This window comes from Wenyingzhuangia sp. 2_MG-2023 (assembly GCF_030548295.1).
GTDB lineage: Bacteria > Bacteroidota > Bacteroidia > Flavobacteriales > Flavobacteriaceae > Wenyingzhuangia.
This window is the reverse complement of sequence record NZ_JAUOSB010000002.1, coordinates 77,899-103,343: the sequence shown is the minus strand read 5'-3', so window position 1 is coordinate 103,343 and position 25,445 is coordinate 77,899. Positions and strand designations below refer to the sequence as shown.

The following is a 25,445-nucleotide window of genomic DNA, read 5'->3' as shown; positions in this document are numbered from 1 at the left end:
TACCTATATTTGGTATAATATATGTAATATTGCCATTCGTAAACACGTTAAAAATATGAGGATATTTAAAATATATAGTTTTTTAATTTTTTTAATAACGGCTTCTTTGTCAGCACAAGAGTTTAAAAACTACAAAACTCAAAAAGGTGAAACATTAAAGGCGATTGCAGATAAATTTGAAGTCAATTATAGAACACTATTAAGTTTAAATCCCGGGATTTCCAGAAGACCACAAGAAAATACAGAGATTAAAATTCCTGCGGATCGTTTTGTGAGAGTCAATCATCCTATAGATTTTAGACCAGATAACAAAGAAGATTTAACAACAGTTGCTAAAGATTCTGTAAAAATACACGTAGTTCAGCCTAAAGAAACGTTGTATAGTTTGTCTAAATCTTACGATGTTTCTATGGCAACATTGATAAAATACAACAGTGTTTTGTCTCAAGAAGGATTAAAGATAGGACAAGAGTTAAGAGTACCTATCAAAAAAACAACTCCTGTTAAAGAAACGGTAGTTTCTTTGAAAAAACACAAAGTTGTTGCTCAAGAGACACTTTACGGTTTGTCTAAAATGTATGGTGTTGGTATAGAAGAATTAAAAAAGGCAAATCCACAAATAGAAAAAGAAGGTCTAAAATTAGGAGCTGTAATAGAGATTCCAAATACAAGAGTTGAGTCAGTGCTACAGAAAGATACATTGAACAAGAGTACTTATGTAATTTCTGAAGGAGAAACGTTGTATAGCATTGCTCAAAAACACGGAGTCAGCATAACGGAATTGTTAAATGCAAATCAATCGGTTGTGATTGATAGTTTAAAAGTAGGAAGTCTTTTAAGATTGCCTTTAAGTAATGATGAAGTAACCATCAAAGGAAGTTCAATCCATCCCATATATAAGAACGAGCCTATAAAATATACTTACAGACCATATACAGATACATTGAGCTCCATTTTAGGGACTTATGAAATTAGCGAAGACTCGCTAAGATCTATCAACCCCTCTATAGATTCCATTTTAAATTACGGAGGAGATTTGTTGTTGGGGTTCAAAAAAACACCTTTCTTGTTTTACGATTATCAAAAGTTTGAAGATTCTATCGTTACAGACAGATTGCTTTCTGTGGTGTTGATGTTACCTTTTGAATTTACAAAAAACGATACTTTGTCTGAAAAAGTCTTGTTTTCTAGAGAAAATGGATTGCCAAATATTGTTTCAGATTTTTATTTAGGTGCAGAAATGGCGATTGATTCTCTGAAAAAACAAGGTGTAAAAATCAATTTAGAAGTAGTAGATACAGAAAATTCTGTAGATGTAATTGACAGTCATTTGGAAAAGATAAAGAAATTAGAACCTAATTTGATTATTGGACCTTTGTATAGCGGAAACGCAATGTATGTAGCCACTCATTTTCCAAAGACACCCGTTTATTACCCAGTGTATTCTAGCAAACAGTCTAAGTTTTTAAATTCTAATCTGATGAAAACATCAACAGATAAAGATGTTTTTGAAAGAGAAATTACCAAGTACATTCAAGAAAATAGAAAAGAAGAACATTTGGTAATTGTAGGTAAACAAGAGAATATTAGTAAATTAAACGCATTGAAAGCTAAATTCTCTAGAAGAGATAGTCTAGGTGTACTTATAGAAGATGATGTTTCTGTGGTTACTTTGTCACGTGGATATTTTACCAAACAAGATTTTGAACCTAAGATAAAAGCAAATAAGAGCAATTGGGTGTTGATTGCAGAAAATAACAACGTTATTACAAATGATGTTTTTAGTATTGTTAGAGGAATTTCTCGAAACAAAGATTTAAATGCAGCTTTTAGAGTTTTGTCTTTTGAAAAATTGGACTTTGTTCAAAACTTATCTTATGATAAATTAGCAACCTACAAGTACACTTATGCAACAGATGAAGTGGAATACGATGAGTTTTTAGGCAATGCTTTTAATGATGCTTATTTTAAGAAAAACAATGTGTATCCTGGGAATTATGCCATAAGAGGTTTTGGAGTAACCTACGATGCTATTTTACGTGCTTTGGGTGAAGGTGTGAAAAAATATGGGGCTACCCAAAGAGGAAAACAAGCTTTTTATTACAAGAAAAATGATTTTCCAATCAATGGAAATCAAGCAGTTTTTGTAAACTATATAGAAAATACAGAAGAGGAAGGGTTAAAAATTGTCCGTTTAAGATAATTTATCAGCAATTTCTTGAATTGAAATATCAAAAGGAGTATAGGTGAAATCTATACTCCTTTTGATATTATTTCCACTATAATTCGTTTGGTTGTGTGCAGATCTTGAGCTGTATTTGTTTAAAAGATTGTCGATTTTATAAAACGATAAAAAAGAAAGAAAACTATTAATTCTCCACAGAATTTCTGTCAAACCTTTTGGTGCGTAAAATCGAGGAGGAGAAACTTGTAACTTTTCTGCAATCAAATCAAAAAGATTTTTAAAAGAAATGTTTTGTGTAACCAAGACAAAACGTTGATTCTGAATTGTACTTTCCATCAATTGAATCATCGCTTTGGTCACATCGTTTACAGCTACAACTCCAGTAACTCCTTTGGTGTAAAAAGGGAATTTATTTTTTATTTGAACAAATAATTTACTAGTATTTGCGTGCCACATTCCAAATCCAAAAATTACTCCAGGATTGACAATTACAACTGGTAATCCCTCTTGTGCACCTCTCCAAATTTCCATTTCAGCACCAAATTTAGAAATGCTATAATCGCTGTGGTCTTCTTCAGGATTCCATTCGCAAGATTCATCAACTATTTTTATTCCTGGTTTTTTAGACAAGGTAGCTATGGAACTTACAAAACATAGTTTTTGTATTTGATTAGACAAACAGAGGTTGACAATATTGGCAGTACCTTCAATATTAACTTTCCTAAGTTGTACATCGTCTTTTGGGTTGAAGGAAACCATGGCTGCTGCGTGGTACACCAGTGTAATGTCTTGAAAAGCTATTTCTAGTGCAGGAATATCTGTAACATCCGCGTTTCTCCAAATAATTTTGTGGTAATGGGAGCAATCACCGTACAACTTAAAAATTTCTTTTGTGTGTTTTTGTGAGTCTTCATTTCTATAAGTAGCCACAATTTCATCATGTTGCTTGCATAATTTGTAAAGTAGATGTGCACCTACCAATCCTGTTCCTCCAGTAACTAATATCATGATGTGAAATTAATCAATTTTAGGAAATATTAATTGTTAATTTTGCTTTTCAAAGTTTTTCAAAATGAATAAAAACAAGCTAAGAAAAAAATACAGTCAGCTCAGAGATGATTTCAGTCTGGAAGTTGTTGAGAATAAAAGTATTCAAATAGCAAATCAACTGCTGAAATTGAATATATGGGACCAAACCTATTACCATTTGTTTTTAAGTATTCAGGACAAAAAAGAAGTAGATACAGAACAAATACTACACATTCTATTTGCCAAAAATAAAGAAGTTGTGGTTTCTAAGTCTAATTTTAAAACAAATGAGTTGTCTCATTTTTTATTAACAGACAACACCAAATTGGCTGTTAATTCGTACGGAATTCCTGAGCCTACCAACGGTTTATCTGTTCCAGAAGATATGATTGATGTTGTGTTTATTCCATTATTAGCATTTGATGATCAGGGAAATAGAGTTGGGTATGGAAAAGGTTTTTACGATGGGTTTTTAAGCAAATGCAAGCCAGAAACCCTAAAAGTAGGTTTGTCTTTTTTTGAAGCAGAAGAGAATATAGAAGATGTGATTTCAAGAGATGTAGCTCTTGATTATTGTGTAACCCCAAATAAAATATATGAATTTAAGAGCAAGTAATTTGATTAAGAACACAATTGTTTTTGTGAAAGAACAACTTAAAGATGCAGAAGGCGGACACGATTGGTTTCATATAGAACGAGTTTATAAAAATAGTCTATTGATTGCTAAAACGGAAGAGTGCAATTTAGAAGTGGTTAGTTTAGGGGCTTTATTGCATGATATTGCTGACTCTAAATTTCATGGCGGAGATGAAGAAGTGGGGCCAAACGTAGCAAGAACTTTTTTAAAATCTCAGCAAGTTGAGAAGGATGTTATAGAACATGTGGTGAAAATCATCGAAAATATTTCTTTCAAAGGTGGTCACGAGAATCAGAAATTTACTTCTAAAGAATTGGATATTGTACAAGATGCAGATCGTTTAGATGCCATTGGTGCTATAGGAATTGCAAGAGCTTTTAATTATGGAGGGTTTAAAAATAGAACCATGTACAATCCTGAAATAGCTCCAGATTTGAACATGACCAAAGAAGAGTATAAGAAAAGTACGGCACCTACCATCAATCATTTTTATGAAAAACTATTGTTGCTAAAAAACAGAATGAATACTGCTACTGGAGTCAACATAGCAGCGCAAAGACATGAGTTTATGGAGGTGTATTTAAAACAATTTTACGATGAGTGGAATGGATTGCTGTAAGAAGCTCTTGTTTATTTCGACAAAACCATCACTAGAGTACTAGAGTAATGGTCTCGAGTTTTTTCATAGCAATTTTCACCCCCTTTTATCAAATGAGTAAAAGGGGGTGTTTTTTTAGTGCTCGTTTAGCAACGTTTGTATATCGGCAGTTAGTAGTTCTATTTCTTTGGAATCGGTTCCATCGTAAAAGCCACGAATCCTTTTTTGAGTATCAATCAATATAAACTGCTCCGTGTGAATAAAATCTTGTGCTCCTCCATCTCCTTCGTCCAAAACAGCAAAATAATTTTTACGAGCCAAATTGTAAATTTCTTTTTTATCCCCAGTGGTGATGTGCCATTTTCCAGAAATAGCTCCATGAATTTCAGCATAAGTTTTTAAAACAGGAACGCTGTCCATTATAGGAGTTACGGAATGTGATATAAATTTTAGCTTAGGTTCATCTATAAAAATGTTTTGTAAAATCGCCATATTGTCAGTCATTATAGGACAAATAGATTCGCAACGAGCAAAGAAAAAATCAGCAACATAAATTTTATTTTCAAAATCTTTTGGAGTTACCGTGTTTCCGTCTTGATCTATCAATTTAAAATCACCAATAGTATGATTCTTAGACTTGTTTAAAAGGCTTTCATCAACCAATTTAGGATTGATATCTATAGGATTGTAAATTGGCAGAGATTTTGCTTTGTGGTTGAGGTGGTATAAGTAAGAAATGATAATTATGGATAGCACACCCATTGCAATAAAGGTGTATTTGGATTTGGAAAAGAAATTTTGACTCATAAGAATACTTTTAGCAAAGTTACAAAGCGTTTCAGAAACTTTAGCTAAAAAAAGTGGAACACATAATAAAATTGTACATTTGTGCGACTTAAAAAAGAATTAGAGATTACATGGAGAATTTAATTATTGCAGGGCAGTTTTTGTTAAGCCTTTCATTGTTGATAGTATTACACGAATTGGGACATTTTATTCCTGCAAAACTATTCAAGACAAGAGTTGAAAAATTCTATTTGTTTTTTGATTATAAATTTTCGCTAGTTAAGAAAAAAGTTGGTGAAACAGTTTACGGTATCGGTTGGATTCCATTAGGAGGGTACGTGAAAATTTCGGGTATGATTGACGAAAGCATGGATACCGAGCAAATGCAACAACCAGCACAGCCTTGGGAGTTTAGATCCAAACCAGCGTGGCAACGTTTGATCATTATGTTGGGAGGAGTAATTGTAAATTTTATTTTAGGATTATTCATATATATTATGGTCTTTTCTGTGTGGGGAGAAGAGTTGGTAGCACCCAAAGGAGTTAAGAATGGATTTGCCGTAAATGAACACTTTGAACAATATGGATTTAGAAAAGGAGATACTTTTTTAAGTATTGACGGAAAACCATTAGAAAATGCATTAAAAGTTAGCAAGTATCTGTTTTTAAGAGATGTAAAAATCATTGAGGTTTTACATGCTGATGGAACTACAGAGGTTGTAAATATTCCAGAAAATATAGGAAAAGAAATGTGGCAACTAAATATTTTAGAGCCTTTTTCTCCTTTATTTCCTGCAGTGATTGATTCCGTTTTTGCAGATATGCCAGCTTTAAAATCTGGTTTTTTAAAGAACGATAAAGTAGTTTCTGTAAATGGAATAGAAACTCCATACTGGTCAGATTTTACTTCTAAAATCAAACAAGCAGAAAACACAGCTTTAGAAGTTGTTGTCAATAGAAATGGAAGTTTGGTGAATTTGACCGTTGTTCCAGAAGAAGGAAAAATAGGAGTAATGCCTGTATTTGTACCAGAAGAAGTTGTAGATATAGAACACAAAACATATAGTTTTGGAGAAAGTATTTCTAGAGGTTCTACAGCCGCATATTGGACGTTAAAAGATTACATGGCTCAGTTTAAATATGTGTTTACTAAAAAAGGAGCGAGCAGTATGGGAGGATTCATTTCCATTGCTAAAATTTTCAAACCTGTTTGGGATTGGCAGATATTTTGGACAAACACAGCCTTTTTATCTATCATGCTAGGGTTTATGAACTTGTTACCAATTCCTGCATTGGACGGAGGACACGTTGTGTTTACCTTGTATGAAATGATTACAGGAAGAAAACCTGGAGATAAATTTTTAGAATACGCACAAATTACGGGGTTTGTACTGTTATTATCATTGTTGGCTTTTGCAAACGGAAATGATTTGTACAAATTGGTGATGAGCTGGTTGTAATAGAAAATATATTTTTTGAATGGGAGGTGTTTTTATTTAGTAAGAACACCTCTTTTTTTGTGGATTAGTCATAAAAATTCTTATTTTTCAAATTAATTAAGTTGCTTTGTTTATGGTAGAATTAGCGGGTATTATCATTTTAGGAATTTTGGCTCAATGGTTTGCATGGAAATTAAAACTTCCAGCCATTTTACCATTGATATTGATTGGTCTGATTGTAGGGCCTATATCCACATTTATTACCAATGATGGAGAAAAATGGATTGAGCCAGTATGGAATGGAACTAGAGGGCTTTTTGCAGGAGAAAGTTTGTTCTTTTTTGTGTCTTTGGCCATCAGTATTATTCTTTTTGAGGGAGGTTTGACACTAAAGAAAAAAGAAATTTTTAATGTAGGTCCAGCAATTATCAAATTGATTACAATAGGTACGTTTGTTACTTTTTTTGGTGCAGGTATTGCTGTTCACTATTTATTAGGATTGAATTGGTCTATTTCATTTTTATTTTCATCCTTAATCATTGTTACAGGTCCTACCGTAATTACACCAATTCTAAGAAATATACGTTTAAAAAGAGATGTCTCAGCCATTTTAAAGTGGGAAGGAATTTTAATTGATCCTATTGGTGCTTTGGTAGCAGTTCTGGTGTTTGAATTTATCAGTATAGAAAATACAAGTGACTATACGCAAACAGCTTTGATAGAATTTGGAAAAATAGTACTGTTTGGTTCTACATTTGGATTTACGTTTGCTCACACATTCAATTTCATTCTAAAAAAACAAATGGTGCCCAAGTATTTGCTCAATGTTTTTACACTAGCATATGTCTTAGGTGTTTTTGTACTTTCCGATTCTTTTGCTCACGAATCAGGGTTGTTGTCTGTGGTGGTGATGGGGATGGTGCTGGGAAATATAGACATGCCACATCTAAAAGAAATATTAGATTTTAAAGAATCCTTAAGTGTTTTGTTGATTTCTATTTTATTCATTCTACTGTCGGCCAATATGAATGTAAAAGATTTTGATTTGATCAATAACTGGCAAACCTTGGCTCTTTTCGGAATCATTATTTTGGTGGTTCGTCCTTTGGGCGTTTTTTTAAGCACGAAGAATTCAGGTCTAAAATTTAGAGAAAAAGTATTTGTAAGTTGGGTGGGGCCAAGAGGAATTGTAGCAGCTGGTATTGCTTCGTTATTTGGGTTAAAGTTGGTTGCCACAGGAGAAGAAGGAGCGGAATATATTACTCCGTTGGTTTTTTTCATAGTGTTAGGAACTGTATTGTTAAATGCTACTACAGCAAGATTCGTAGCAAGATTGTTGGGTGTTTATATGCGTTCATCCAAAGGAATTTTAATTATAGGTGCATCTGAAGTTTCTAGGGTAATTGCTAAATATTTAGAAGAGAAAAATAGATATGTTGTTTTGATTGATAACAACGCAGATAAAATTGAATTGGCTCAACAAATGGGATTGAATGCAGATGTTGTTGATGTGTTTTCAGATGAAGTTATAGATAATATAGAGTTTAACGACATAGGCTATTTATTGGCACTTACTGGCAGTAAAAAGGTGAACAAACACGCTATAGAGAGTTTTAGCAAAAGAATAGATAGCTCTTCTGCTTTCCGATTTGTTTCTGAAACAGAATTGAGTAGTGGAGAAAGAGAGGATAGTAGCAACTTTTTGTCTTTGTATGATGATTTTATCAAGTTTAGCGAATTGATCCGTGAATACCCGCAAGTAAATGAAGTTAAAATTATATCTCAAGAAGATTTTATACACAAAAAGCAATTGTTAATAGAACAACCCAATACCATTCCTCTATTTGTAGCGGATGAAAAAGGAGAAATGTACGTAATAGCAGCCGCAAATCAAACCATTACGATAGGTAAAGATTTTAAACTGGTTTATATAGGAGAACCTTTAGCTAAAGAACAAGTAGTTGTTGAAAAATAATTTCAATAGGAGTAGATCATAGCAAAAATAATATTTGTATATTTGCACACTTAAAAATTAATAACGTAGGTCGTGAACCTACACAATTTTAAATTATGTCAGTAAAAATTAGATTACAAAGACACGGTAAAAAAGGAAAACCTTTTTACTTTGTAGTAGCAGCAGATGCACGTTCTAAAAGAGATGGTAAATTCTTAGAAAAATTAGGAACTTACAACCCAAACCACAATCCAGCAATCATTGAATTAGATGTTGATGCTTCTGTAAAATGGTTAGACAACGGAGCACAGCCTACAGATACTGCAAAAACTATTTTGTCTACTAAAGGTGTTTTGTTAAAAAAACACTTACAAGGTGGAGTTAAAAAAGGAGCTTTAACAGAAGAGCAAGCAGAAGCTAAGTTTACTGCATGGCTTACTGAAAAAGAAGCTGCAATTCAAGCTAAAAAAGACGGTTTAACTGCTGAACAAGCTGCTGCAAAAGCAAAAGTTTTAGATGCTGAAAAAGCTGTTAACGAAGCTCGTGTAAACGCTGCTAAAGAAGCAGAAGCTGCATTGATCGCTGAGGCTCAAGCTGCAGAAGCAGAAGCTAATGCAACAGAAGAAACTACAGAAGAAGCTGCTGAGTAATTTTTAAAACTACGATTTATTATGCGTAAAGAAGAATGTTTTTATTTAGGCAAAATCGTAAGAAAACACAGTTTTAAGGGCGAAGTGGTTATCAAATTAGATACCGATGAACCCGAATTGTATCAAGATATGGAATCTGTCTTTGTCGAACACGGCAAAGATTTGATTCCATTTTTTATTGAAGAAAGTTTGCTTCAAAAAGGAAATCAGCTAAGGGTTCGTTTTGAAACTGTGGATACTGAACAAGATGCGGATGCTATTATGAATTCTGGAATTTATTTGCCTCTTGCTTTTTTACCCAAATTGACTGGAAATAAGTTCTACTTTCATGAAGTAATCAATTTTACAGCCGTTGATGTCAACTATGGAGAGTTTGGAGTGATCAAAGGAATCAATGATTCTACCGCACAAGCTTTGTTTGAAATAGATAACAATGGGGTAGAGATTTTAATACCCATGATTGATGAGTTTATCAAAGAAATTGATCGTAAAGGAAAACGTGTTGTCTTAAAAACACCTCCAGGATTGATAGAGATGTATCTGTCTTAATTTCTCTTTTTTTTCAGAAACATTTGTACTTTTATTGTAATAAGTTTTCTTAATGTTTCAATTCAAACAATTTTCTATAGTTCAAGAAAAGTCTGCCATGAAAGTGGGAACGGACGGTGTTCTTTTGGGGGCTTGGGTACCTGTACATGAAAAAAAGAACATTCTAGATGTAGGAACAGGCACAGGATTGATTGCTTTGATGTTGGCACAAAGAAATTTAGAAGCAAACATAGATGCGATTGAAATTGACGATGCAGCGAGTTTAGAAGCAACTTTTAATTTTAACAAATCTCCATGGTCAGAAAGATTAAAGTTAACAAAGGCCTCTTTTCTAGATACAACTATTTCTCAGAAATACGATTTAATCGTTTCCAATCCACCCTATTTTACAGATTCTTTTAAAGAACAAGCCTCACAAAGAACTTTGGCAAGACATGTAGGGGCACTGACTTTTGAGGTTTTGTTAGAGCGTAGTTTTGAATTTCTTACAAATCAAGGAATGTGTGCTTTTATCATTCCATACAAAGAAGAGTCTACATTTGTAGCTTTGGCTGAAGCTATTGGTTTTTATCTAAAAAAAAGAACTCGAGTAAAAGGACGTGAGGGAATTCCTTATAAAAGATCTTTATTGTACTTGTCTAAAGAAAAATGCAACTGTGAAAAAGATGAGTTGATTGTGGAAATAGATAGACATGTGTATACGCAAGATTATATAAATTTAACTCAACCTTTTTATTTAAAAATGTGATTTATGAAAAAATATTTAATAATAGCTTCTTTTAGTGGAGCACTTTCTGTAGGTTTAGGAGCTTTTGGTGCTCATGGACTTAAAAAAGTATTGTCAGAAACAGCATTGCAAAGTTTTGAGACGGGGGTTAGGTATCAAATTATTCATAGTTTGTTACTGTTGTTGGTTGTTTTACTACCTGTTTTATCATCTTCTCAAAAAACCAAAATAGCCAATGTATTGACGGTTGGAATTGTATTCTTTTCAGGATCTATTTATGCATTGTCTTTAGGGTTGGTACCGTCTAAATATATTTGGTTTGTAACTCCTTTAGGAGGATTGTTGCTGTTGACATCTTGGTTGATGATAGGATTGTATGCTATAAAACAAAAAACGACTTTATCGGAATAAAGTCGTTTTTTATCAATTAATGTGTGTTCTTACTCTAATTCTTTTATGTTTTTAAGACCTGGATCGTGTAGTTCTGAGGGGGTATTTAATGAATCTAGGGCTTTTTCTGCTTCCTTTATTTCTTCTAGCTGATACTCTATGTTTTCTTTCACAAGTTTTAAAATTTCTTCATGCTGACTAATATTGGCACTGTAATATTTCAAACTATTGTCAAAAGTTATAGAATCTGTATGGTGATTTTGGTAAATAAAAGTCAAATAATTTACATTTCTATCTCCGTTAATGTTTCTTGTATTCCTTGCAATTTTTGCAATATATGTGTCCACCAAAATAGAAACCATTTGTTCTTTTGGTAAAAGGTTTTTAGGTTTTTTTAGAATGGTATTACTGTTGCAACTCAATAACGTGAAACAGAAAATGGCGATATAGCTTAAATGTTTCATCTAATTTTATCTGTTAAATGTAATGCGTTTTCCTTTTGCTTCTTCGTTAAATTCACCGTTGTCATACATTAAGTTTCCATTGACAAAAGTATGTGTAATCGTGTTGTTAAACGTTTTTCCTTCAAACGGACTCCATCCACATTTGTAAAGAATATTGTCTTTGGTTACAGTCCATTTTTTGTTAGGTTCTACCAAAACCAAATCAGCATAAAATCCTTCTTTTACATAACCACGTTTTTCAATGTCGAATAAAATTGCTGGGTTGTGACACATTTTTTCTACCACTTTCTCGATGGTTATTTTTCCTTCGTCTACAAAGTTCAACATAGCAGGAAGTGCGTGTTGTACTAAAGGACCTCCGCTTGGAGCTTTGGTGTATCCTTGTTGTTTTTCTTCTAATGTATGAGGAGCGTGGTCGGTTGCAATAACGTCTATTCTGTCATCTAACAAAGCTTTCCACAATGCACCTTGATCATTTTTAGTTTTTACAGCTGGGTTCCATTTTATAAATGTTCCTTTTTTAGCGTAATCATCACGGTTAAAAGACAAGTGATGTACACAAACTTCGGCAGTAATTTTTTTATCTTTTAAAGGGATGTCGTTGGTAAATAGATCAGTTTCTATAGCGGTAGATAAGTGAAATATGTGCAATCTAGCTCCTGTCTTTTTAGCCAATTCAATAGCTTTTGATGAAGATAAATAACAAGCTTCAGCACTTCTAATGTTTGGATGTTGGTCAATAGGAATGTTTTCTCCGTATTGTTCCAGTGCTTTTTTTAAGTTGTCTTTTATGGTTTGTTCGTCTTCACAATGTACAGAAATTACCATATCTGTAGAAGCAAATATTTTTTCTAAAACTTCTGGGTCATCTACCAACATATTTCCTGTAGAAGAGCCTAAAAACAATTTGATACCTGCTACTTTTTTAGGGTCTGTTTTTAACAATTCCTCTAAATTATCATTAGTACCTCCAAACATAAAAGAATAATTGGCATAAGAATCTTTAGAAGCTATGGTGAATTTTTCTTCTAACAGTTCTTGTGTAGTTGCTTGAGGAACTGTGTTTGGCATTTCTATAAAAGTAGTGATTCCACCAGCAATGGCCGCCTTACTTTCGCTTGCAATATTGGCTTTGTGTGTCAGCCCAGGTTCTCTAAAATGAACTTGATCGTCTATAGCACCGGGAATTAAAAATTTTCCTTTGGCATCAATAATGGTCGCACTTCTAGGAATTTTGATTTCTTTAGCAATAGTTTTGATGATATCATTTTCAATCAACAAGCTGCGTTTAAATATTTTTCCTTCATTAACTATATTCGCATTTTTAATAACAGTACATCCCATAATTTATTTTTTTGTCAATCCTTTTATTTTCATTTTAATCACTCCAAAAATGGCTTCATGTATAATGGAGCTGTCTAATTTTGAGGTTCCTTTTGCTCTATCGGTAAAGATAATAGATACTTCTTTGATAGTGAAATTTAGTAGCCAAGCTTTGAATTTCATTTCTATTTGAAAAGCATAACCAGTAAATCGAATGTTGTTTAAATCAATTGTTTCTAGCACTTTTCTGTGATAGCATATAAACCCAGCAGTGGTGTCATAAATTGGAATTCCAGTCACTATTTTTACGTATTTAGAAGCAAAGTAAGATAGTATCAGTCTTTTAAAATCCCAATTAATTACATTTATTTTATTGTTGATGTATCTTGATCCAATAGCCAAATCAGCTCCGTTTTTACAAGCGTTTATGAGTTTGAGTAAATCTTTAGGATTGTGAGAAAAATCTGCATCCATTTCTAAAACATATTCATACGCTCTCTGAAGAGCCCACAAAAAACCATGAATATAAGCTTTTCCTAATCCTCGTTCTTTTGTGCGTATTTCTAGATGTAAATTATCGTAACTATTTTGTAATTTTTTTACAGCTTCTATGGTTCCGTCTGTAGAATTGTCATCAACAATTAAAACATGAAAATTGGAGTCAACATTAAAAACAGCCTCTATAATGGCGTTTATATTCTCTATTTCATTAAGTGTAGGAACAATAATCAATGATTGACTCATACTAAGAATTTATTTTGCCAAATTTACGTTTTTTTATTCCTAATTTTGTAGCAAGTATTGTTCCATATTCACAAAAAATGAAAATTTCAGAAATGATAGACTTTTCATACTACAATAAAATTGGGTTTGTATTGTTGTTGCCTTTAGTTTTTGTTTTTTTAATGAGTAGAATAGACTTAAGAAAGACAAAAAGATTGTTTTTTGTTTTCTTTTCCAATAGCTATTTTTATGCATATCCGGTAGATACAACCCCCAACATTTCGTTATTTACTATTTTAAGGTTTGGATTTGCTTCTACCTTGTTAGGACTACTGATAATGCTACTTTTTTACGATAAAGACTACCTGTTTGCTTTTTTTTTTACGGCCTATTTTGAAAGTTTAGGAATGTCAGTATTGTATTTGTTGATAAAGTATTTTGTGGCTGAATTTGTGTATTTTGCCTCTAATAAAAAAAGTTATTATAAACAAATGTTAGTGTTGGAAACCAGTTATTTAACGTCTGTTTTAATGGCTAATTATTTTGTAATTAGCTATGCTTTTTTACACTTAAAAGAGTTGGATGTTGTCTTTAAAATAATGTATATTAGTCTTTTAATTACCTATTTTATGAGGTTGTCTGGAATGCTAATAAACAACAAAAACCTACTTTCAGGTAAATTGTTTTATATTATTTTGTATCTTTGCACACTAGAAATATTTCCGTTTATTTATTTGTTTAAACGTTATTTAGTGTAAGAAAAAGATGAAAGTAAAAACAATATTAGTTTCACAACCAGAACCGAAAACAGACCAACAATCCCCATTTACCATTTTATCAGAAAAGCAAAAAGTCAAAATTGACTTTAGGTCTTTTATACATGTGGAAGGTTTGTCCGTTAGAGAAGTTCGCAATCAAAAAATTGATTTGAGTAAATATTCTGCAATTATACTTACGAGTAGAAATGCAGTAGATCACTTTTTTAGAATTGCAGAGGAGATGAGATACAAAGTGCCAAATGAATTGAAGTATTTCTGCCAATCAGAAGCTGTTGCCTATTATTTGCAAAAATATGTGGTTTATAGAAAACGTAAAATTTATGTAGGAAAAAGAAGCTTTCCAGAATTGTGTGAAGTGATTAAAAAACACAAAACAGAAAAATTCTTATTACCATCATCAGATAAGTTGAAAGATTTAATTCCAGAATCATTAGATGCAATGGGTCTTCAATGGAAAAGATTAGACTTGTACAGAACTGTGACTAGTGATTTGTCTGATTTAAAAAATGTTTTTTATGATGTATTGGTTTTCTTTAGTCCTTCAGGAATTGATTCATTATTTAAGAATTTTCCAGAATTTGAACAAAACGATACCAGAATTGCAGTTTATGGAAACTCTACTGTAAAAGCAGCTACAGATGCTGGATTAAAAGTAGATATTGCTGCACCTTCTCCAGAAACACCATCAATGACGATGGCTTTGGAAAAGTATATAAAAGAAGTAAATAAAAAATAATTTTATTTTAAATATAACATAAAAGCCTATTTTTAAATAGGCTTTTTTTTATCTTAAAAAAGTATGTTTCAGATAGGTAAAACCATTGTTTCGGAAGAAGTTATTGAAAATGATTTTGTGTGTAACATTTCAGCTTGTAAAGGTGAATGTTGTGTTGCTGGTGATGCTGGAGCTCCAGTGTTAGATGAAGAAATTGAAAAGCTTAATAGTGTTTATCCTAAAATAAAACATTTGTTAAGGCCAGAAGGAGTAAAGGCGATAGAAGAACAGGGTACATATACTACATCTCCTTTTGGGGAGCATGAGACTACTTTGGTGAATGATAAAGAATGTGCTTTTGTAACGTCTGATGAAAAAGGAATTACTTCGTGCGGAATTGAACAAGCTTACAATAAAGGACTTGTGGATTGGAAAAAACCAATATCTTGTCATTTGTACCCAATCCGAGTTCAAGATTATACTGAATTTGCTGCGGTAAATTATAACAAATGGGATATTTGTGATGATGCCTGTACTTTGGGAAAAGAATTGCAAGTGCCTGTATATAAGTTTCTTAAAAATGCACTGATTTTAAAATTTGGAGAAAATTGGTATATGGAATTAGAAAAGGTGGCAGAAGAATGGAAAAAACAAAAAAAGACAGATTAAGACTTTCTTCTTTAAAAGAAGCAAAATAAAAAAGGCTCAAAATTAATTTTGAGCCTTTTTTATGGTGAAAAATATTTTGTTACCCTTCGCAACTAGTACATTCTTTTTTTTGTTTAAATTTTTGTGCAGCGTTCATACTGTGTTGATAATATAGAGACTTTACACCTAATTGCCATGCCGTCGTGTGGATTTTGTTCAAATCTTTCACAGGCATTTCTGGGTGTACCATAATATTAATAGACTGTCCTTGATCTATGTGATTTTGTCTATTCGCTGCTTGATAAATAATAGAAAGCTGATCTAATTCTGCATAGGTTTTAAACACTTCTTTTTCATGAAGAGTTAAAAATTCTAAGTGCTGCACTGAACCGTCACGGTCTCTAATACTTTTCCAAACATCTTTGGTGTTTTTACCTTTTGTTTCTAAAAGGTCTTCAAGATATTTATTTTTTATAGTTGTTTTAACTTTCGCAATATCTTTTACGTAACAATTAGACCAAATAGGCTCTATTCCTTGAGATACTTGTCCTAAGATAAAAGCCGAAGAGGTAGTGGGAGCAATGGCATTTAAAGTAGTGTTTCTACGACCATACCCTCTTAAAACTTCTGGTTCTCCATACAGTTTAGCCATTTCTTCAGAAGCCTTGTAAGATTTCTCTTTGATGAATTTAAATATTTCAGAATTGTAGTTGAACGCTTCTTGAGAATCAAAAGCTAGGTTTTTAGATTGCAAGAAAGAATGCCATCCTAAGACTCCTAAACCTAAAGCTCGGTTTTCTTTAGAGAAATTATATGCTTTTTCCATAAAGTGGAAAATTAATTGATCGTCTTTACTTTCAGAATCTCTATAGTTTTCTAATTTAGATATAAACTCTTCTAATACAGCATCTAAAAAGTAGACCATAGTTTCAACAGCATCGGTATCTTTCCATTGGTCGTAATGTAAAATATTTACAGAAGAAAGTACACATACAAAAGACCAATCATCATTGGTAGGGAGCATAATTTCTGAGCAAAGATTACTACCGTAAATAGTGTGTCCTTTGTCTTTGTAAACATCAACAGTATTGTTGTTGGCATTGTCTTTAAAGAAAACATAAGGATATCCTATTTCGCATCTTCTTTGTAAGACTTTAGCCCATACGGTTCTTTTTTGCTCATCACCATCAATCATTTCTTGCATCCAATCATTTCCAACACAAACTCCATGAGTCAACTCTTGAATAGGGTTCCCTTCGGTACCAATTTCTAAGAATTCCATAATATCAGCATGTTCTATGTCTAGATAAGGAGCAAAACGTCCTCTTCTTACAGACCCTTGGCTTACCACATCAACCATGGTTTCAAAAAGTTGCATCATATGTACGGCACCAGAAGATTTTCCGTTGTTGCTAATATCTGCTCCTCTAGGTCTTAGTTTTCCAAAATAACCAGAAGTTCCTCCTCCTAATTTAGACATCATTCCTGCTTCTGATTGAGCGTATAAAATATCTCCTATATCATCTGCTACATGAGAACCAAAACAACTAATAGGCAGTCCTCTTTTTTTTCCAAAATTAGACCAAACAGGAGAGGCTAAGGAGTAATAACCTTTAGACATGTAGTAGTAAAACTTGTCTGCAAATCCGTCTAATTTTAATATTTTTTCTGCGTGTTCTGCAATTTCTTTAATACGTTCTTCTGGACTCACACCTTCTAAAAGGTATCCTGCTCCTAAAAAATTTCTACTGTGTTCTGTTAACCATTTAAACTCAGTGTCTTTTTTTATGTTAACGTTGTTTTCTGTATTGATATCTATCATAGTATGTTTTTTAGGGAGCTTAAAATAAATCGTCTTTGGTGATGCTTCTAGTTCTTTTGCTGTAGTTGATGGATCGTTTTACAAAAAAATCACCGTGTTTTGTTCCAATAATTTCATCATCAAACCATTCTGTTTGACTTAGCAATGTTTCATCAATTTTAAATATAGGGCTGATGTTGATGCTTTCAAGAGATTTATTAAAACGGTTTTTAATAAATTCTTGAATAACATTTACAGGTAAAAAGTCTAATTCACCGTTTTCAAAAATCCAGTTGACAACACCAGTTTCTGCTTGGTAAGCTTCTGCACAGATCAATTGAATCATTTGTTCAAAATCCTTGGTAAACCAATCAGGGTTTTCTTCTTTGATGATTTTAAGTAAATCTATACCAAAATCGCCATGTATTTGTTCTTCTTTAGAAGTAGCTTCTACAGCGTTAGAAATTCCTTTTAACATGTTTTTGTGCTTGTTAAAAGCCATGATAATTAAGAACTGAGAAAATAAAGAAACGTGTTCTATAAATAAAGAAAATAATAAAATAGCCTCTGTGTATTCTTTGTTGTTATTGCTTTTAGAATTGACTAGAGATTTTTCTAAATAATGAATCCTTTTCATAATGCTAGGATTCTTTTTAAGGTTGTTAAATTCTTCGTTCAACCCTAAAATTTCTAATAAATGAGAATAGGCATCGTGGTGTCTTACCTCACTTTCTGCAAAAGTAGCTCCTACGGCACCAATTTCTGGTTTTGGCATTTTGTGATGCAAATCTCCCCAGAAATTTTTAACAGCAACTTCTATTTGAGAAATAGCCAACATGGTGTTTTTTATAGCACTTTTTTCAGGTGGAGTTAATCTAGATTTAAAATCTTGAATGTCACTAGTAAAGTTAAATTCTGTATGAATCCAATAAGAATGTCTAATAGCATCTACATATTCATTTAGTTCAGGATATTCATACGGTTTAAGGTTGACTCTCTTCTCAAATACATTTTTCTTACGTTTTCTTTTTTGTTCGTTTCTATATAAAATATAAGATTTGGCAACATTTAAAAACTCACTGTGCATTAATTCTGCCTCTACTATGTCTTGAATTTCTTCAACAGTTGGTGTATAGTACTTGGTTTCTAGTGAGCAAATATTTAATTTTTCTAAAACTTTAATAGCTATTGCGTTAGCTTCTTTAATAGAGCCTGTATTTACAGAGTTCATAGCGGCATATATGGCACTACTAATTTTAGAAATTTTAAAATCAGTAGTAGTATAATCTCTTTTTATGACTTTTGATATCATTACAGTGCGTTTTTTATTTCATATAAAATTATAGAATAAATAGGCTGAGATGGAGACGTGGTGTATTTAGTTATCGACAATGTTTAGAATGTCTCTAAATACTGATTTTGTTGAGCTTGAGAGAAAAACTAATTAGTTTTTAACATTTAGAAACAGCGAAAAAACTAATAAAAACAAAAAATAAAAGGCTGAAATCTCATTTTGAGATTCTCTTTTTAAGCTTGTTTTAATAGTATAGACATATGTTTAGAATTCCATTTTGTTAAGAACTTTAGAGCTTTGTGGAAAAGTATATCTTTCTTTTAAGACTATTTTTTACAATCTTTGCTAAAGTCATAAAAAAAGATAACTAACTCATACACAATATAAAATGTCCCAAATAGAACCGATTTTACAAGACGACCCTAATAGATTTGTAATTTTTCCTATACAACACCAAGATATTTGGGAATGGTATAAAAAACAAGAAGCAAGCATTTGGACAGCAGAAGAAATTGATTTACACCAAGATGTGGTAGATTGGGAAACTAAATTAAATGATGATGAACGTTATTTCATCAAACACATATTAGCATTCTTTGCTGCATCTGATGGAATTGTAAATGAAAATTTGGCCGAAAACTTTGTCAGTGAAGTTCAATATGCAGAAGCTAAATTTTTCTATGGTTTCCAAATTATGATGGAAAACATTCACTCAGAAGTATACTCTTTGTTGATTGATACTTATGTGAAAAATGAAGAAGAAAAGAACAAACTTTTTAAAGCAATTGAGTATTTTCCAGCGATTAAATTAAAAGCAGATTGGGCTTTAAAATGGATAGATTCAGAATCTTTTGCAGAAAGATTGATTGCTTTTGCAGCAGTAGAAGGAATTTTCTTTTCAGGAAGTTTCTGTGCTATATTCTGGATGAAAAAACGTGGTTTGTTACCAGGATTGACATTTTCAAATGAGTTGATTTCTCGTGATGAAGGTTTGCATTGTGATTTTGCAGTACACTTGCACAACAATCATATTATAAACAAAGTACCAAAAGAACGTATTGTAGAGATCATCACCAATGCTTTGGATATAGAAAAAGTATTTATTACTGAGTCTTTACCTGTTAGTTTGATTGGAATGAATGCTAAATTGATGAGTCAATATTTAGAGTTTGTAACAGATAGATTATTGGTAGAGTTTGGATGTGAGAAAGTATACGGATCTACCAATCCTTTTGATTTTATGGATATGATTTCTTTAGAAGGAAAAACAAATTTCTTTGAGAAAAGAGTATCTGATTATCAAAAAGCAGGTGTGAAATCTGGAGGTACAGGTGAGATTAGCTTTGATGCTGATTTCTAAAACAAACAGAATAAATTTATATTTTAACTTTTTTGCAGCATTGCTTTTGCAACGTTGTTAGATTGTTAGTCCCTATTAATTAACAAAAACTAAGCTTATGTACGTAATAAAAAGAAATGGACAAAAGGAGTCTGTAATGTTTGATAAGATAACGGCTAGAATTAGAAAAATCTGTTATGGGTTGAATCCTTTGGTAGATCCTGTAAAAGTAGCCATGAGAGTTATTGAAGGGTTGTATGATGGGGTTACCACTTCTGAATTGGACAATCTTGCAGCCGAAATTTCAGCAACATTGACTACTGCTCATCCAGATTACGCAAAATTAGCCGCTAGAATATCAGTTTCTAACCTACATAAGAATACAGAAAAATCTTTCTCTACAACTATGAAAGATTTGTACGAGTACGTAAACCCCCGTACAGGTTTAAAATCTCCTTTATTGTCTGATGAAGTGTTTAATGTGATTCAAGAAAACTCAGCTTTGTTAGATTCATCTATTGTATACGATAGAGATTTTAATTACGATTATTTTGGTTTTAAAACTTTAGAACGCTCTTATTTGTTGAAAATCAATGGTGAAATAGCAGAACGTCCACAACACATGTTGATGCGTGTAGCGGTAGGAATTCATTTAAATGATATTGAGGAAGCTATTGAAACGTATAATTTAATGAGTAAAAAGTTTTTTACGCATGCAACACCAACGTTATTTAATTCAGGAACACCAAAACCACAAATGTCTTCTTGTTTTTTATTGCAAATGCAAGACGATAGTATAGATGGTATTTACGATACATTAAAACAAACAGCTAAAATTTCTCAGTCTGCTGGGGGAATTGGTTTGTCTATTCACAACATTCGTGCTACAGGTTCTTACATTCGTGGTACTAACGGAACTTCTAACGGAATTATTCCAATGTTAAAAGTGTACAATGATACGGCTCGTTATGTAGATCAAGGAGGAGGAAAGCGTAAAGGTTCTTTTGCTATTTATATTGAACCTTGGCATGCCGATGTTTTTGAGTTTTTAGATTTAAGAAAAAATACAGGAGCAGAAGAAAAACGTGCTAGAGATTTGTTTTTGGCATTGTGGATTTCCGACTTGTTTATGAAACGTGTTGAGGAAAATTCTACATGGACATTGATGTGTCCTAATGAATGCCCAGGTTTGTATGATACTTACGGAGAAGAATTTGAAGCTTTGTACACCAAATACGAAACAGAAGGAAAAGGACGTAAGACCATTAAAGCTCGTGAGTTGTGGGAAAAAGTACTAGAAGCTCAGATTGAGACAGGAAACCCATACATGTTGTACAAAGATGCTGCAAACCGCAAATCAAATCAAAAGAATTTAGGAGTTATTCGTTCTTCTAATTTGTGTACAGAAATTATGGAATACACTGCAAAAGATGAAGTTGCTGTGTGTAACTTGGCTTCTATTGCCATTCCAATGTTTGTGGATACCAACAAAAAAGGAGAAAAGTTTTTCAATCACGATAAGTTGTACAAAGTGGTGAAAAAAGTAACGAGAAACTTAGATACGGTTATTGATAGAAATTACTATCCTGTAAAAGAAGCGGAGAATTCAAACATGAGACACCGTCCGGTAGGATTAGGAATTCAAGGTTTGGCCGATGCTTTTATCATGTTACGCATGCCGTTTACTTCAGATCAAGCTAAAGAATTGAACAAAGATATTTTTGAAACGTTGTATTTTGCTGCGGTTGAATCTTCTATGGAAATTGCCACCAAAAAAGGAGCTTATTCTACGTTCGAAGGTTCTCCAATGTCGCAAGGAGAGTTTCAATTTAACATGTGGGGCGTTAATGATGAAGATTTAAGTGGTCGTTGGGATTGGAAGTCTTTAAGAGAAAAAGTAATGAAAAATGGTGTTCGTAACTCATTGTTAGTTGCTCCAATGCCAACAGCATCTACTTCTCAGATTTTAGGAAATAACGAAGCGTTTGAACCTTATACATCAAATATTTATACCCGTAGAGTATTGTCTGGTGAATTTATTGTAGTAAACAAACACTTGTTAGAAGATTTGGTAGAGTTAGGTTTGTGGAACAACAATTTGAAAGAAGAGTTGATGAGAGCAAATGGATCTATTCAACACATGGAAGAAATTCCTCAAGAGTTGAAAGATTTGTACAAAACAGTTTGGGAATTGAGTATGAAAGATATTATTGACATGTCTCGTCAAAGAGGATATTTTATCGATCAATCTCAGTCATTGAACTTGTTTATGGAAGATGCCAACTATTCTAAATTGACTTCAATGCACTTTTATGCGTGGAAATCAGGATTGAAAACAGGTATGTATTACTTAAGAACCAAATCAGCAGTAAATGCAATTAAGTTTACGCTGTCAAACGAAAAGAAACAAGAAGACGAACCATTGTCTGCAGAAGAGTTTAAAGCGATGGTATTGCAGTCTAAAGAGAATCCAGACGATTGTGAAATGTGTGGATCTTAAAAAATAAAGTAAATATATACTCCTAAGTGCTTTTTCGATGTAGTGATATTATCGCACACTAATACTCTTAGGAGTTTTTTTAATAATTTGTTTAACCTTTTAATTAATACAGAGGGATATAAAATAATAAGCATAAAAAAAAGGGATACTGGAAATACCCCTTAATTTTTTAATTTGAAAATTTTTGCCGTCGAACTCAAAAATTTATTTTCAAAAAAGAAGAAACAGACAGAGATTACCTCGTCTTTCCTTATTTACTTCAAAAGTAACTAATTCTAGTTTCTCTTACAAAATAATTATTTCCGAATTTTTTAATAAATATTCAAACAGAGCTTTATTCTAAAGGGAATAAGGGTTGTTTTGAATGTTAATAACTTATTAAGTGATGATGAATTTTACCAAAAAAACATTAAAAAAAGAAAATGTTTTAAAAGAAGATACTGGAATTAAGGTTTCAGATTTAATTAAATTATTAGGAGAGGACTCTATGTCTATAGAGTTTTTAGAATTATTGAATATTAAATCAATAGAAGATGAATTTATTAATATAAAAGGAGCTAAAACGGTAGTTGAGGCTCAGAAGTTAATGAATTCAAAATTCAATAAAATAGATTTATTATGTTCATTAGAGAATATATCTCTATATGATCAAAAGGAATTTACTGTTAATTTTCAAAAGATATGTAATAATGATTATTCTGAAAGTTTAGGTGTAAAAAACATTTCTGTATGGCCTATTTATTCAGCTAATAGAGATTTTTTCTCTTGCTTATACCAAATGGATAAATATGCAAATAGACTTATTCAAAACGAACACAGTAATCTTGTAAAATTTAATTTTGATTATCTCAAAAATATTATTGTAATATCTAATGATGAGATTAAGAGAGAGGCTTTGAGATTTTCGGCGGGTTGTTCTCTTTTTTTTGATGAGAAAAACAGAGAAGGATTGATTATGTTGCCTAGCAATATAAAGTTTGATATTTTATCAATTAAATATAATCAAGTTTCTAAAACAGCTATGACTGAGCTGAATAATATATCAGAAGCTAAAAATATTCATGATGAATTATTTGATGATATATCTAAGATTTCTAATATAAAAAATCCTGAACAAATTAAATTTGTGGTTAGAGAAAAAATCGAAAAAGCAAAGAGAGATGGAGTGAAAAAAATAAAAAAATATTTAATTAGAGAATTAGATAAAACAAGAATTAGGAATGTAATAGATTTTTTATTAAAATTTTCATTATTGATGTTTAAGAGAATAGAACTATTGGATGAAGAGAATATTGAAGCTATTGATTATTTAAGGTTTATAATGTATCAAGCATTAGTTCTAATAAAATAGTTGTCTTTTAAGGAATTAGAGATTTTATCAAATAAACCAAAAAAACCACAACAATTACGTTGTGGTTTTTAATGTGGTGCCTCCAGGAATCGAACCAGGGACACAAGGATTTTCAGTCCTTTGCTCTACCAACTGAGCTAAGGCACCATGCTTAACTTAGCGGTTGCAAATTTAATCTTTTTTTGGAATTAGAACGTAAAATTTGATAAAAAAATAAATCTTTTTTTTAAATCACAAAAGGTCTAGTTTTTGCTATTTGCTAAACATCTACATTACAATAATTTTGTGTTAACGTAAGTTAGAGGTAGTTTTGTAGACATATATTGAAAAATAAGAATATGCGCATAGGTATTGTATGTTATCCAACGTTTGGTGGTAGTGGAGTTGTGGCTACGGAATTAGGAATGGCTTTAGCCAAAAAAGGATATGAAATTCACTTCATCACTTACAAACCGCCTGTTCGCTTAGATTTGATCTCAAGCGGAATTCATTTTCATCAAGTTCAAATTCAGGAATATTCGTTGTTTCAATACCAACCTTATGAATTGGCTCTTTCTAGTAGAATGGTTGAGGTAGTCGAAAAATATAAGTTAGAGGTTTTACATGTACATTATGCCATTCCACATGCTTATGCGGCTTATATGGCAAAACAAATGTTGGCTCAAAAGGGAATAGAGGTTAGAGTGGTTACCACATTACACGGAACAGATATTACTTTGGTAGGTAGCCATCCTAATTACAAAACAGCTGTAGAGTTTAGTATCAACAATTCAGATGTTGTTACGTCTGTTTCTAATAGTTTAAGAGAGGATACTTACAGATTGTTTGATATCAAAAGAGAGATAGAAGTTGTTTACAATTTTATTGAAATAGAACAGTACGAAAATCATCCATTAGGAGTTCATGATTGTCAAAGAGGAAATATTGCCAATAACGACGAATTTATTTTGACACATATCAGTAATTACCGTCCTGTAAAAAGAGCGAGTGATGTAGTGATTGTTTTTGCAAAAGTATTGGAACACAAGCCTGCAAAATTGGTTTTGGTTGGAGAAGGACCAGAGATGGTAGATGTAAAAAGAAAAGCCAAAGAGTTAGGAGTGTTTGATAAAATTGTGTTTTTGGGAAACAGTACAGAAGTTGCAACCATTTTATGCTATTCAGACGTGTTTTTATTGCCTTCTCAGTCTGAAAGTTTTGGTTTGGCAGCATTGGAAGCTATGGCTGCCAAAACGCCTGTAATATCAAGCAATACAGGTGGGTTGCCAGAAGTGAATATTCATGGAGTTACAGGGTTTTTAAGCAATGTAGGTGATGTGGATGATATGGCATTGAATACTTTAAAATTGATAGAAAATAAAGAAACCTTAGAGAAATACAAACAAAATGCCTTAGATAGGGCGAGTACTTTTAGCATAGATGCCGTATTGCCTAAATATGAAGCCATTTATAAAGGAGTGTTAGTTTCTTAAGGTAGATAGAAGACTTTATGAAATCTGTGAAAATATAAAACATAAAAAAAGCAGGATCGAAATTTTTCAATCCTGCTTTTTTATATCTTAGA

At 32.2% G+C, this 25,445-nt stretch carries 23 protein-coding genes and 1 tRNA gene; 16 read left to right on the top strand and 8 right to left on the bottom strand.

The window, feature by feature from the left end; genetic code table 11:
• Positions 1-55: 55 nt before the first annotated feature.
• Positions 56-2,203: a LysM peptidoglycan-binding domain-containing protein gene (locus Q4548_RS03895; RefSeq protein WP_303451761.1), complete on the top strand. Its 2,148-nt coding sequence runs from the start codon at positions 56-58 to the stop codon at positions 2,201-2,203.
• Here Q4548_RS03895 and Q4548_RS03890 read toward each other — a convergent pair.
• Positions 2,195-3,193: an NAD-dependent epimerase/dehydratase family protein gene (locus Q4548_RS03890; protein ID WP_303451759.1), complete on the bottom strand. Its 999-nt coding sequence runs from the start codon at positions 3,191-3,193 to the stop codon at positions 2,195-2,197. The two genes, Q4548_RS03895 and Q4548_RS03890, sit on opposite strands and share 9 nt — an antisense overlap.
• Before the next feature lie 64 nt (positions 3,194-3,257).
• Here Q4548_RS03890 and Q4548_RS03885 point away from each other — a divergent pair, with 64 nt between their 5' ends.
• Complete coding sequence (locus Q4548_RS03885) at positions 3,258-3,830, top strand: 5-formyltetrahydrofolate cyclo-ligase (protein WP_303451757.1); 573 nt, start codon at positions 3,258-3,260, stop codon at positions 3,828-3,830.
• Positions 3,811-4,470 carry an HD domain-containing protein gene (locus tag Q4548_RS03880; RefSeq protein WP_303451755.1) on the top strand — a complete coding sequence of 220 codons (660 nt, stop codon included), beginning with the start codon at positions 3,811-3,813 and terminating at the stop codon, positions 4,468-4,470. The genes Q4548_RS03885 and Q4548_RS03880 overlap by 20 nt, the downstream gene beginning before the upstream one ends.
• A gap of 114 nt (positions 4,471-4,584) precedes the next feature.
• On the opposite strand, the gene Q4548_RS03875 is transcribed toward Q4548_RS03880, so the two are convergent.
• The gene (locus Q4548_RS03875; RefSeq protein ID WP_303451753.1) at positions 4,585-5,256 is read right to left on the bottom strand and encodes an SCO family protein; all 672 of its coding nucleotides are present in this window, start codon (positions 5,254-5,256) and stop codon (positions 4,585-4,587) included.
• Positions 5,257-5,366: 110 nt separating this feature from the next.
• Between Q4548_RS03875 and rseP the strand changes: the two genes are divergently transcribed.
• From rseP to Q4548_RS03845, 6 genes are all read left to right on the top strand, one after another.
• The gene (rseP, locus tag Q4548_RS03870; protein ID WP_303451751.1) at positions 5,367-6,695 is read left to right on the top strand and encodes an RIP metalloprotease RseP; all 1,329 of its coding nucleotides are present in this window, start codon (positions 5,367-5,369) and stop codon (positions 6,693-6,695) included.
• 112 nt (positions 6,696-6,807) lie between these two features.
• Complete coding sequence (locus Q4548_RS03865) at positions 6,808-8,649, top strand: sodium:proton antiporter (protein ID WP_303451749.1); 1,842 nt, start codon at positions 6,808-6,810, stop codon at positions 8,647-8,649.
• 95 nt (positions 8,650-8,744) lie between these two features.
• Complete coding sequence (locus Q4548_RS03860) at positions 8,745-9,278, top strand: 30S ribosomal protein S16 (protein ID WP_303451747.1); 534 nt, start codon at positions 8,745-8,747, stop codon at positions 9,276-9,278.
• Positions 9,279-9,299: 21 nt separating this feature from the next.
• Positions 9,300-9,827, top strand: a complete 528-nt coding sequence (gene rimM, locus Q4548_RS03855; RefSeq protein WP_303451745.1) for a ribosome maturation factor RimM — start codon at positions 9,300-9,302, stop codon at positions 9,825-9,827.
• Between the two features lie 52 nt (positions 9,828-9,879).
• A complete protein-coding gene (locus tag Q4548_RS03850; RefSeq protein ID WP_303451743.1) occupies positions 9,880-10,575 on the top strand; it encodes a tRNA1(Val) (adenine(37)-N6)-methyltransferase in 696 nt (231 codons plus the stop codon).
• 3 nt (positions 10,576-10,578) lie between these two features.
• Positions 10,579-10,965 carry a DUF423 domain-containing protein gene (locus Q4548_RS03845; RefSeq protein WP_303451740.1) on the top strand — a complete coding sequence of 129 codons (387 nt, stop codon included), beginning with the start codon at positions 10,579-10,581 and terminating at the stop codon, positions 10,963-10,965.
• Positions 10,966-10,994: 29 nt separating this feature from the next.
• On the opposite strand, the gene Q4548_RS03840 is transcribed toward Q4548_RS03845, so the two are convergent.
• Genes Q4548_RS03840 through Q4548_RS03830 form a run of 3 tightly spaced genes read right to left on the bottom strand, consistent with a single transcriptional unit; the run spans position 10,995 to position 13,475 of the window.
• Positions 10,995-11,408: a DUF4296 domain-containing protein gene (locus tag Q4548_RS03840; protein ID WP_303451738.1), complete on the bottom strand. Its 414-nt coding sequence runs from the start codon at positions 11,406-11,408 to the stop codon at positions 10,995-10,997.
• A gap of 6 nt (positions 11,409-11,414) precedes the next feature.
• Positions 11,415-12,752, bottom strand: coding sequence for a dihydroorotase (locus Q4548_RS03835; protein ID WP_303451736.1), 1,338 nt, complete (start codon positions 12,750-12,752; stop codon positions 11,415-11,417).
• Positions 12,753-12,755: 3 nt separating this feature from the next.
• Positions 12,756-13,475, bottom strand: coding sequence for a polyprenol monophosphomannose synthase (locus Q4548_RS03830; protein WP_303451734.1), 720 nt, complete (start codon positions 13,473-13,475; stop codon positions 12,756-12,758).
• A 77-nt stretch (positions 13,476-13,552) separates the two neighbouring features.
• On the opposite strand from Q4548_RS03830, the gene Q4548_RS03825 reads away from it, so the two are divergent.
• The 3 genes from Q4548_RS03825 (at position 13,553) to Q4548_RS03815 (ending at position 15,617) form a co-directional block, all read left to right on the top strand.
• Positions 13,553-14,212, top strand: a complete 660-nt coding sequence (locus tag Q4548_RS03825) for a DUF4271 domain-containing protein (protein ID WP_303451732.1) — start codon at positions 13,553-13,555, stop codon at positions 14,210-14,212.
• 7 nt (positions 14,213-14,219) lie between these two features.
• Positions 14,220-14,969 carry a uroporphyrinogen-III synthase gene (locus Q4548_RS03820; protein ID WP_303451730.1) on the top strand — a complete coding sequence of 250 codons (750 nt, stop codon included), beginning with the start codon at positions 14,220-14,222 and terminating at the stop codon, positions 14,967-14,969.
• 63 nt (positions 14,970-15,032) lie between these two features.
• A complete protein-coding gene (locus Q4548_RS03815) occupies positions 15,033-15,617 on the top strand; it encodes a DUF3109 family protein (RefSeq protein WP_303451728.1) in 585 nt (194 codons plus the stop codon).
• Between the two features lie 79 nt (positions 15,618-15,696).
• Here Q4548_RS03815 and Q4548_RS03810 read toward each other — a convergent pair whose 3' ends face one another.
• Positions 15,697-17,418, bottom strand: coding sequence for a ribonucleoside-diphosphate reductase subunit alpha (locus tag Q4548_RS03810; RefSeq protein WP_303451726.1), 1,722 nt, complete (start codon positions 17,416-17,418; stop codon positions 15,697-15,699).
• A 19-nt stretch (positions 17,419-17,437) separates the two neighbouring features.
• Complete coding sequence (locus Q4548_RS03805) at positions 17,438-18,709, bottom strand: ribonucleotide-diphosphate reductase subunit beta (protein ID WP_303451723.1); 1,272 nt, start codon at positions 18,707-18,709, stop codon at positions 17,438-17,440.
• A 370-nt stretch (positions 18,710-19,079) separates the two neighbouring features.
• On the opposite strand from Q4548_RS03805, the gene Q4548_RS03800 reads away from it, so the two are divergent.
• The 3 genes from Q4548_RS03800 (at position 19,080) to Q4548_RS03790 (ending at position 23,881) form a co-directional block, all read left to right on the top strand.
• Entirely contained in the window at positions 19,080-20,051 is a 972-nt protein-coding gene (locus Q4548_RS03800) for a ribonucleotide-diphosphate reductase subunit beta (protein WP_303451722.1), read from the top strand.
• Positions 20,052-20,148: 97 nt separating this feature from the next.
• Entirely contained in the window at positions 20,149-22,530 is a 2,382-nt protein-coding gene (locus Q4548_RS03795; protein WP_303451720.1) for a ribonucleoside-diphosphate reductase subunit alpha, read from the top strand.
• Between the two features lie 385 nt (positions 22,531-22,915).
• Complete coding sequence (locus Q4548_RS03790) at positions 22,916-23,881, top strand: hypothetical protein (RefSeq protein WP_303451718.1); 966 nt, start codon at positions 22,916-22,918, stop codon at positions 23,879-23,881.
• Positions 23,882-23,955: 74 nt separating this feature from the next.
• Here the strand turns inward: Q4548_RS03790 and Q4548_RS03785 are convergent.
• Positions 23,956-24,028, bottom strand: a tRNA-Phe gene (locus Q4548_RS03785).
• 191 nt (positions 24,029-24,219) lie between these two features.
• Here Q4548_RS03785 and bshA point away from each other — a divergent pair.
• Entirely contained in the window at positions 24,220-25,353 is a 1,134-nt protein-coding gene (bshA, locus tag Q4548_RS03780) for an N-acetyl-alpha-D-glucosaminyl L-malate synthase BshA (protein WP_303451716.1), read from the top strand.
• Positions 25,354-25,445 lie beyond the last annotated feature (92 nt).

Excerpts from the sequence above, each read along its gene's own strand:
- Q4548_RS03895 (WP_303451761.1), top strand. The coding sequence starts at position 56 with ATGAGGATATTTAAAATATATAGTTTTTTAATTTTTTTAATAACGGCT.
- Q4548_RS03890 (WP_303451759.1), bottom strand. The coding sequence starts at position 3,193 with ATGATATTAGTTACTGGAGGAACAGGATTGGTAGGTGCACATCTACTT.
- Q4548_RS03885 (WP_303451757.1), top strand. The coding sequence starts at position 3,258 with ATGAATAAAAACAAGCTAAGAAAAAAATACAGTCAGCTCAGAGATGAT.
- Q4548_RS03880 (WP_303451755.1), top strand. The coding sequence starts at position 3,811 with ATGAATTTAAGAGCAAGTAATTTGATTAAGAACACAATTGTTTTTGTG.
- Q4548_RS03875 (WP_303451753.1), bottom strand. The coding sequence starts at position 5,256 with ATGAGTCAAAATTTCTTTTCCAAATCCAAATACACCTTTATTGCAATG.
- rseP (WP_303451751.1), top strand. The coding sequence starts at position 5,367 with ATGGAGAATTTAATTATTGCAGGGCAGTTTTTGTTAAGCCTTTCATTG.
- Q4548_RS03865 (WP_303451749.1), top strand. The coding sequence starts at position 6,808 with ATGGTAGAATTAGCGGGTATTATCATTTTAGGAATTTTGGCTCAATGG.
- Q4548_RS03860 (WP_303451747.1), top strand. The coding sequence starts at position 8,745 with ATGTCAGTAAAAATTAGATTACAAAGACACGGTAAAAAAGGAAAACCT.
- rimM (WP_303451745.1), top strand. The coding sequence starts at position 9,300 with ATGCGTAAAGAAGAATGTTTTTATTTAGGCAAAATCGTAAGAAAACAC.
- Q4548_RS03850 (WP_303451743.1), top strand. The coding sequence starts at position 9,880 with ATGTTTCAATTCAAACAATTTTCTATAGTTCAAGAAAAGTCTGCCATG.
- Q4548_RS03845 (WP_303451740.1), top strand. The coding sequence starts at position 10,579 with ATGAAAAAATATTTAATAATAGCTTCTTTTAGTGGAGCACTTTCTGTA.
- Q4548_RS03840 (WP_303451738.1), bottom strand. The coding sequence starts at position 11,408 with ATGAAACATTTAAGCTATATCGCCATTTTCTGTTTCACGTTATTGAGT.
- Q4548_RS03835 (WP_303451736.1), bottom strand. The coding sequence starts at position 12,752 with ATGGGATGTACTGTTATTAAAAATGCGAATATAGTTAATGAAGGAAAA.
- Q4548_RS03830 (WP_303451734.1), bottom strand. The coding sequence starts at position 13,475 with ATGAGTCAATCATTGATTATTGTTCCTACACTTAATGAAATAGAGAAT.
- Q4548_RS03825 (WP_303451732.1), top strand. The coding sequence starts at position 13,553 with ATGAAAATTTCAGAAATGATAGACTTTTCATACTACAATAAAATTGGG.
- Q4548_RS03820 (WP_303451730.1), top strand. The coding sequence starts at position 14,220 with ATGAAAGTAAAAACAATATTAGTTTCACAACCAGAACCGAAAACAGAC.
- Q4548_RS03815 (WP_303451728.1), top strand. The coding sequence starts at position 15,033 with ATGTTTCAGATAGGTAAAACCATTGTTTCGGAAGAAGTTATTGAAAAT.
- Q4548_RS03810 (WP_303451726.1), bottom strand. The coding sequence starts at position 17,418 with ATGATAGATATCAATACAGAAAACAACGTTAACATAAAAAAAGACACT.
- Q4548_RS03805 (WP_303451723.1), bottom strand. The coding sequence starts at position 18,709 with ATGATATCAAAAGTCATAAAAAGAGATTATACTACTACTGATTTTAAA.
- Q4548_RS03800 (WP_303451722.1), top strand. The coding sequence starts at position 19,080 with ATGTCCCAAATAGAACCGATTTTACAAGACGACCCTAATAGATTTGTA.
- Q4548_RS03795 (WP_303451720.1), top strand. The coding sequence starts at position 20,149 with ATGTACGTAATAAAAAGAAATGGACAAAAGGAGTCTGTAATGTTTGAT.
- Q4548_RS03790 (WP_303451718.1), top strand. The coding sequence starts at position 22,916 with ATGATGAATTTTACCAAAAAAACATTAAAAAAAGAAAATGTTTTAAAA.
- bshA (WP_303451716.1), top strand. The coding sequence starts at position 24,220 with ATGCGCATAGGTATTGTATGTTATCCAACGTTTGGTGGTAGTGGAGTT.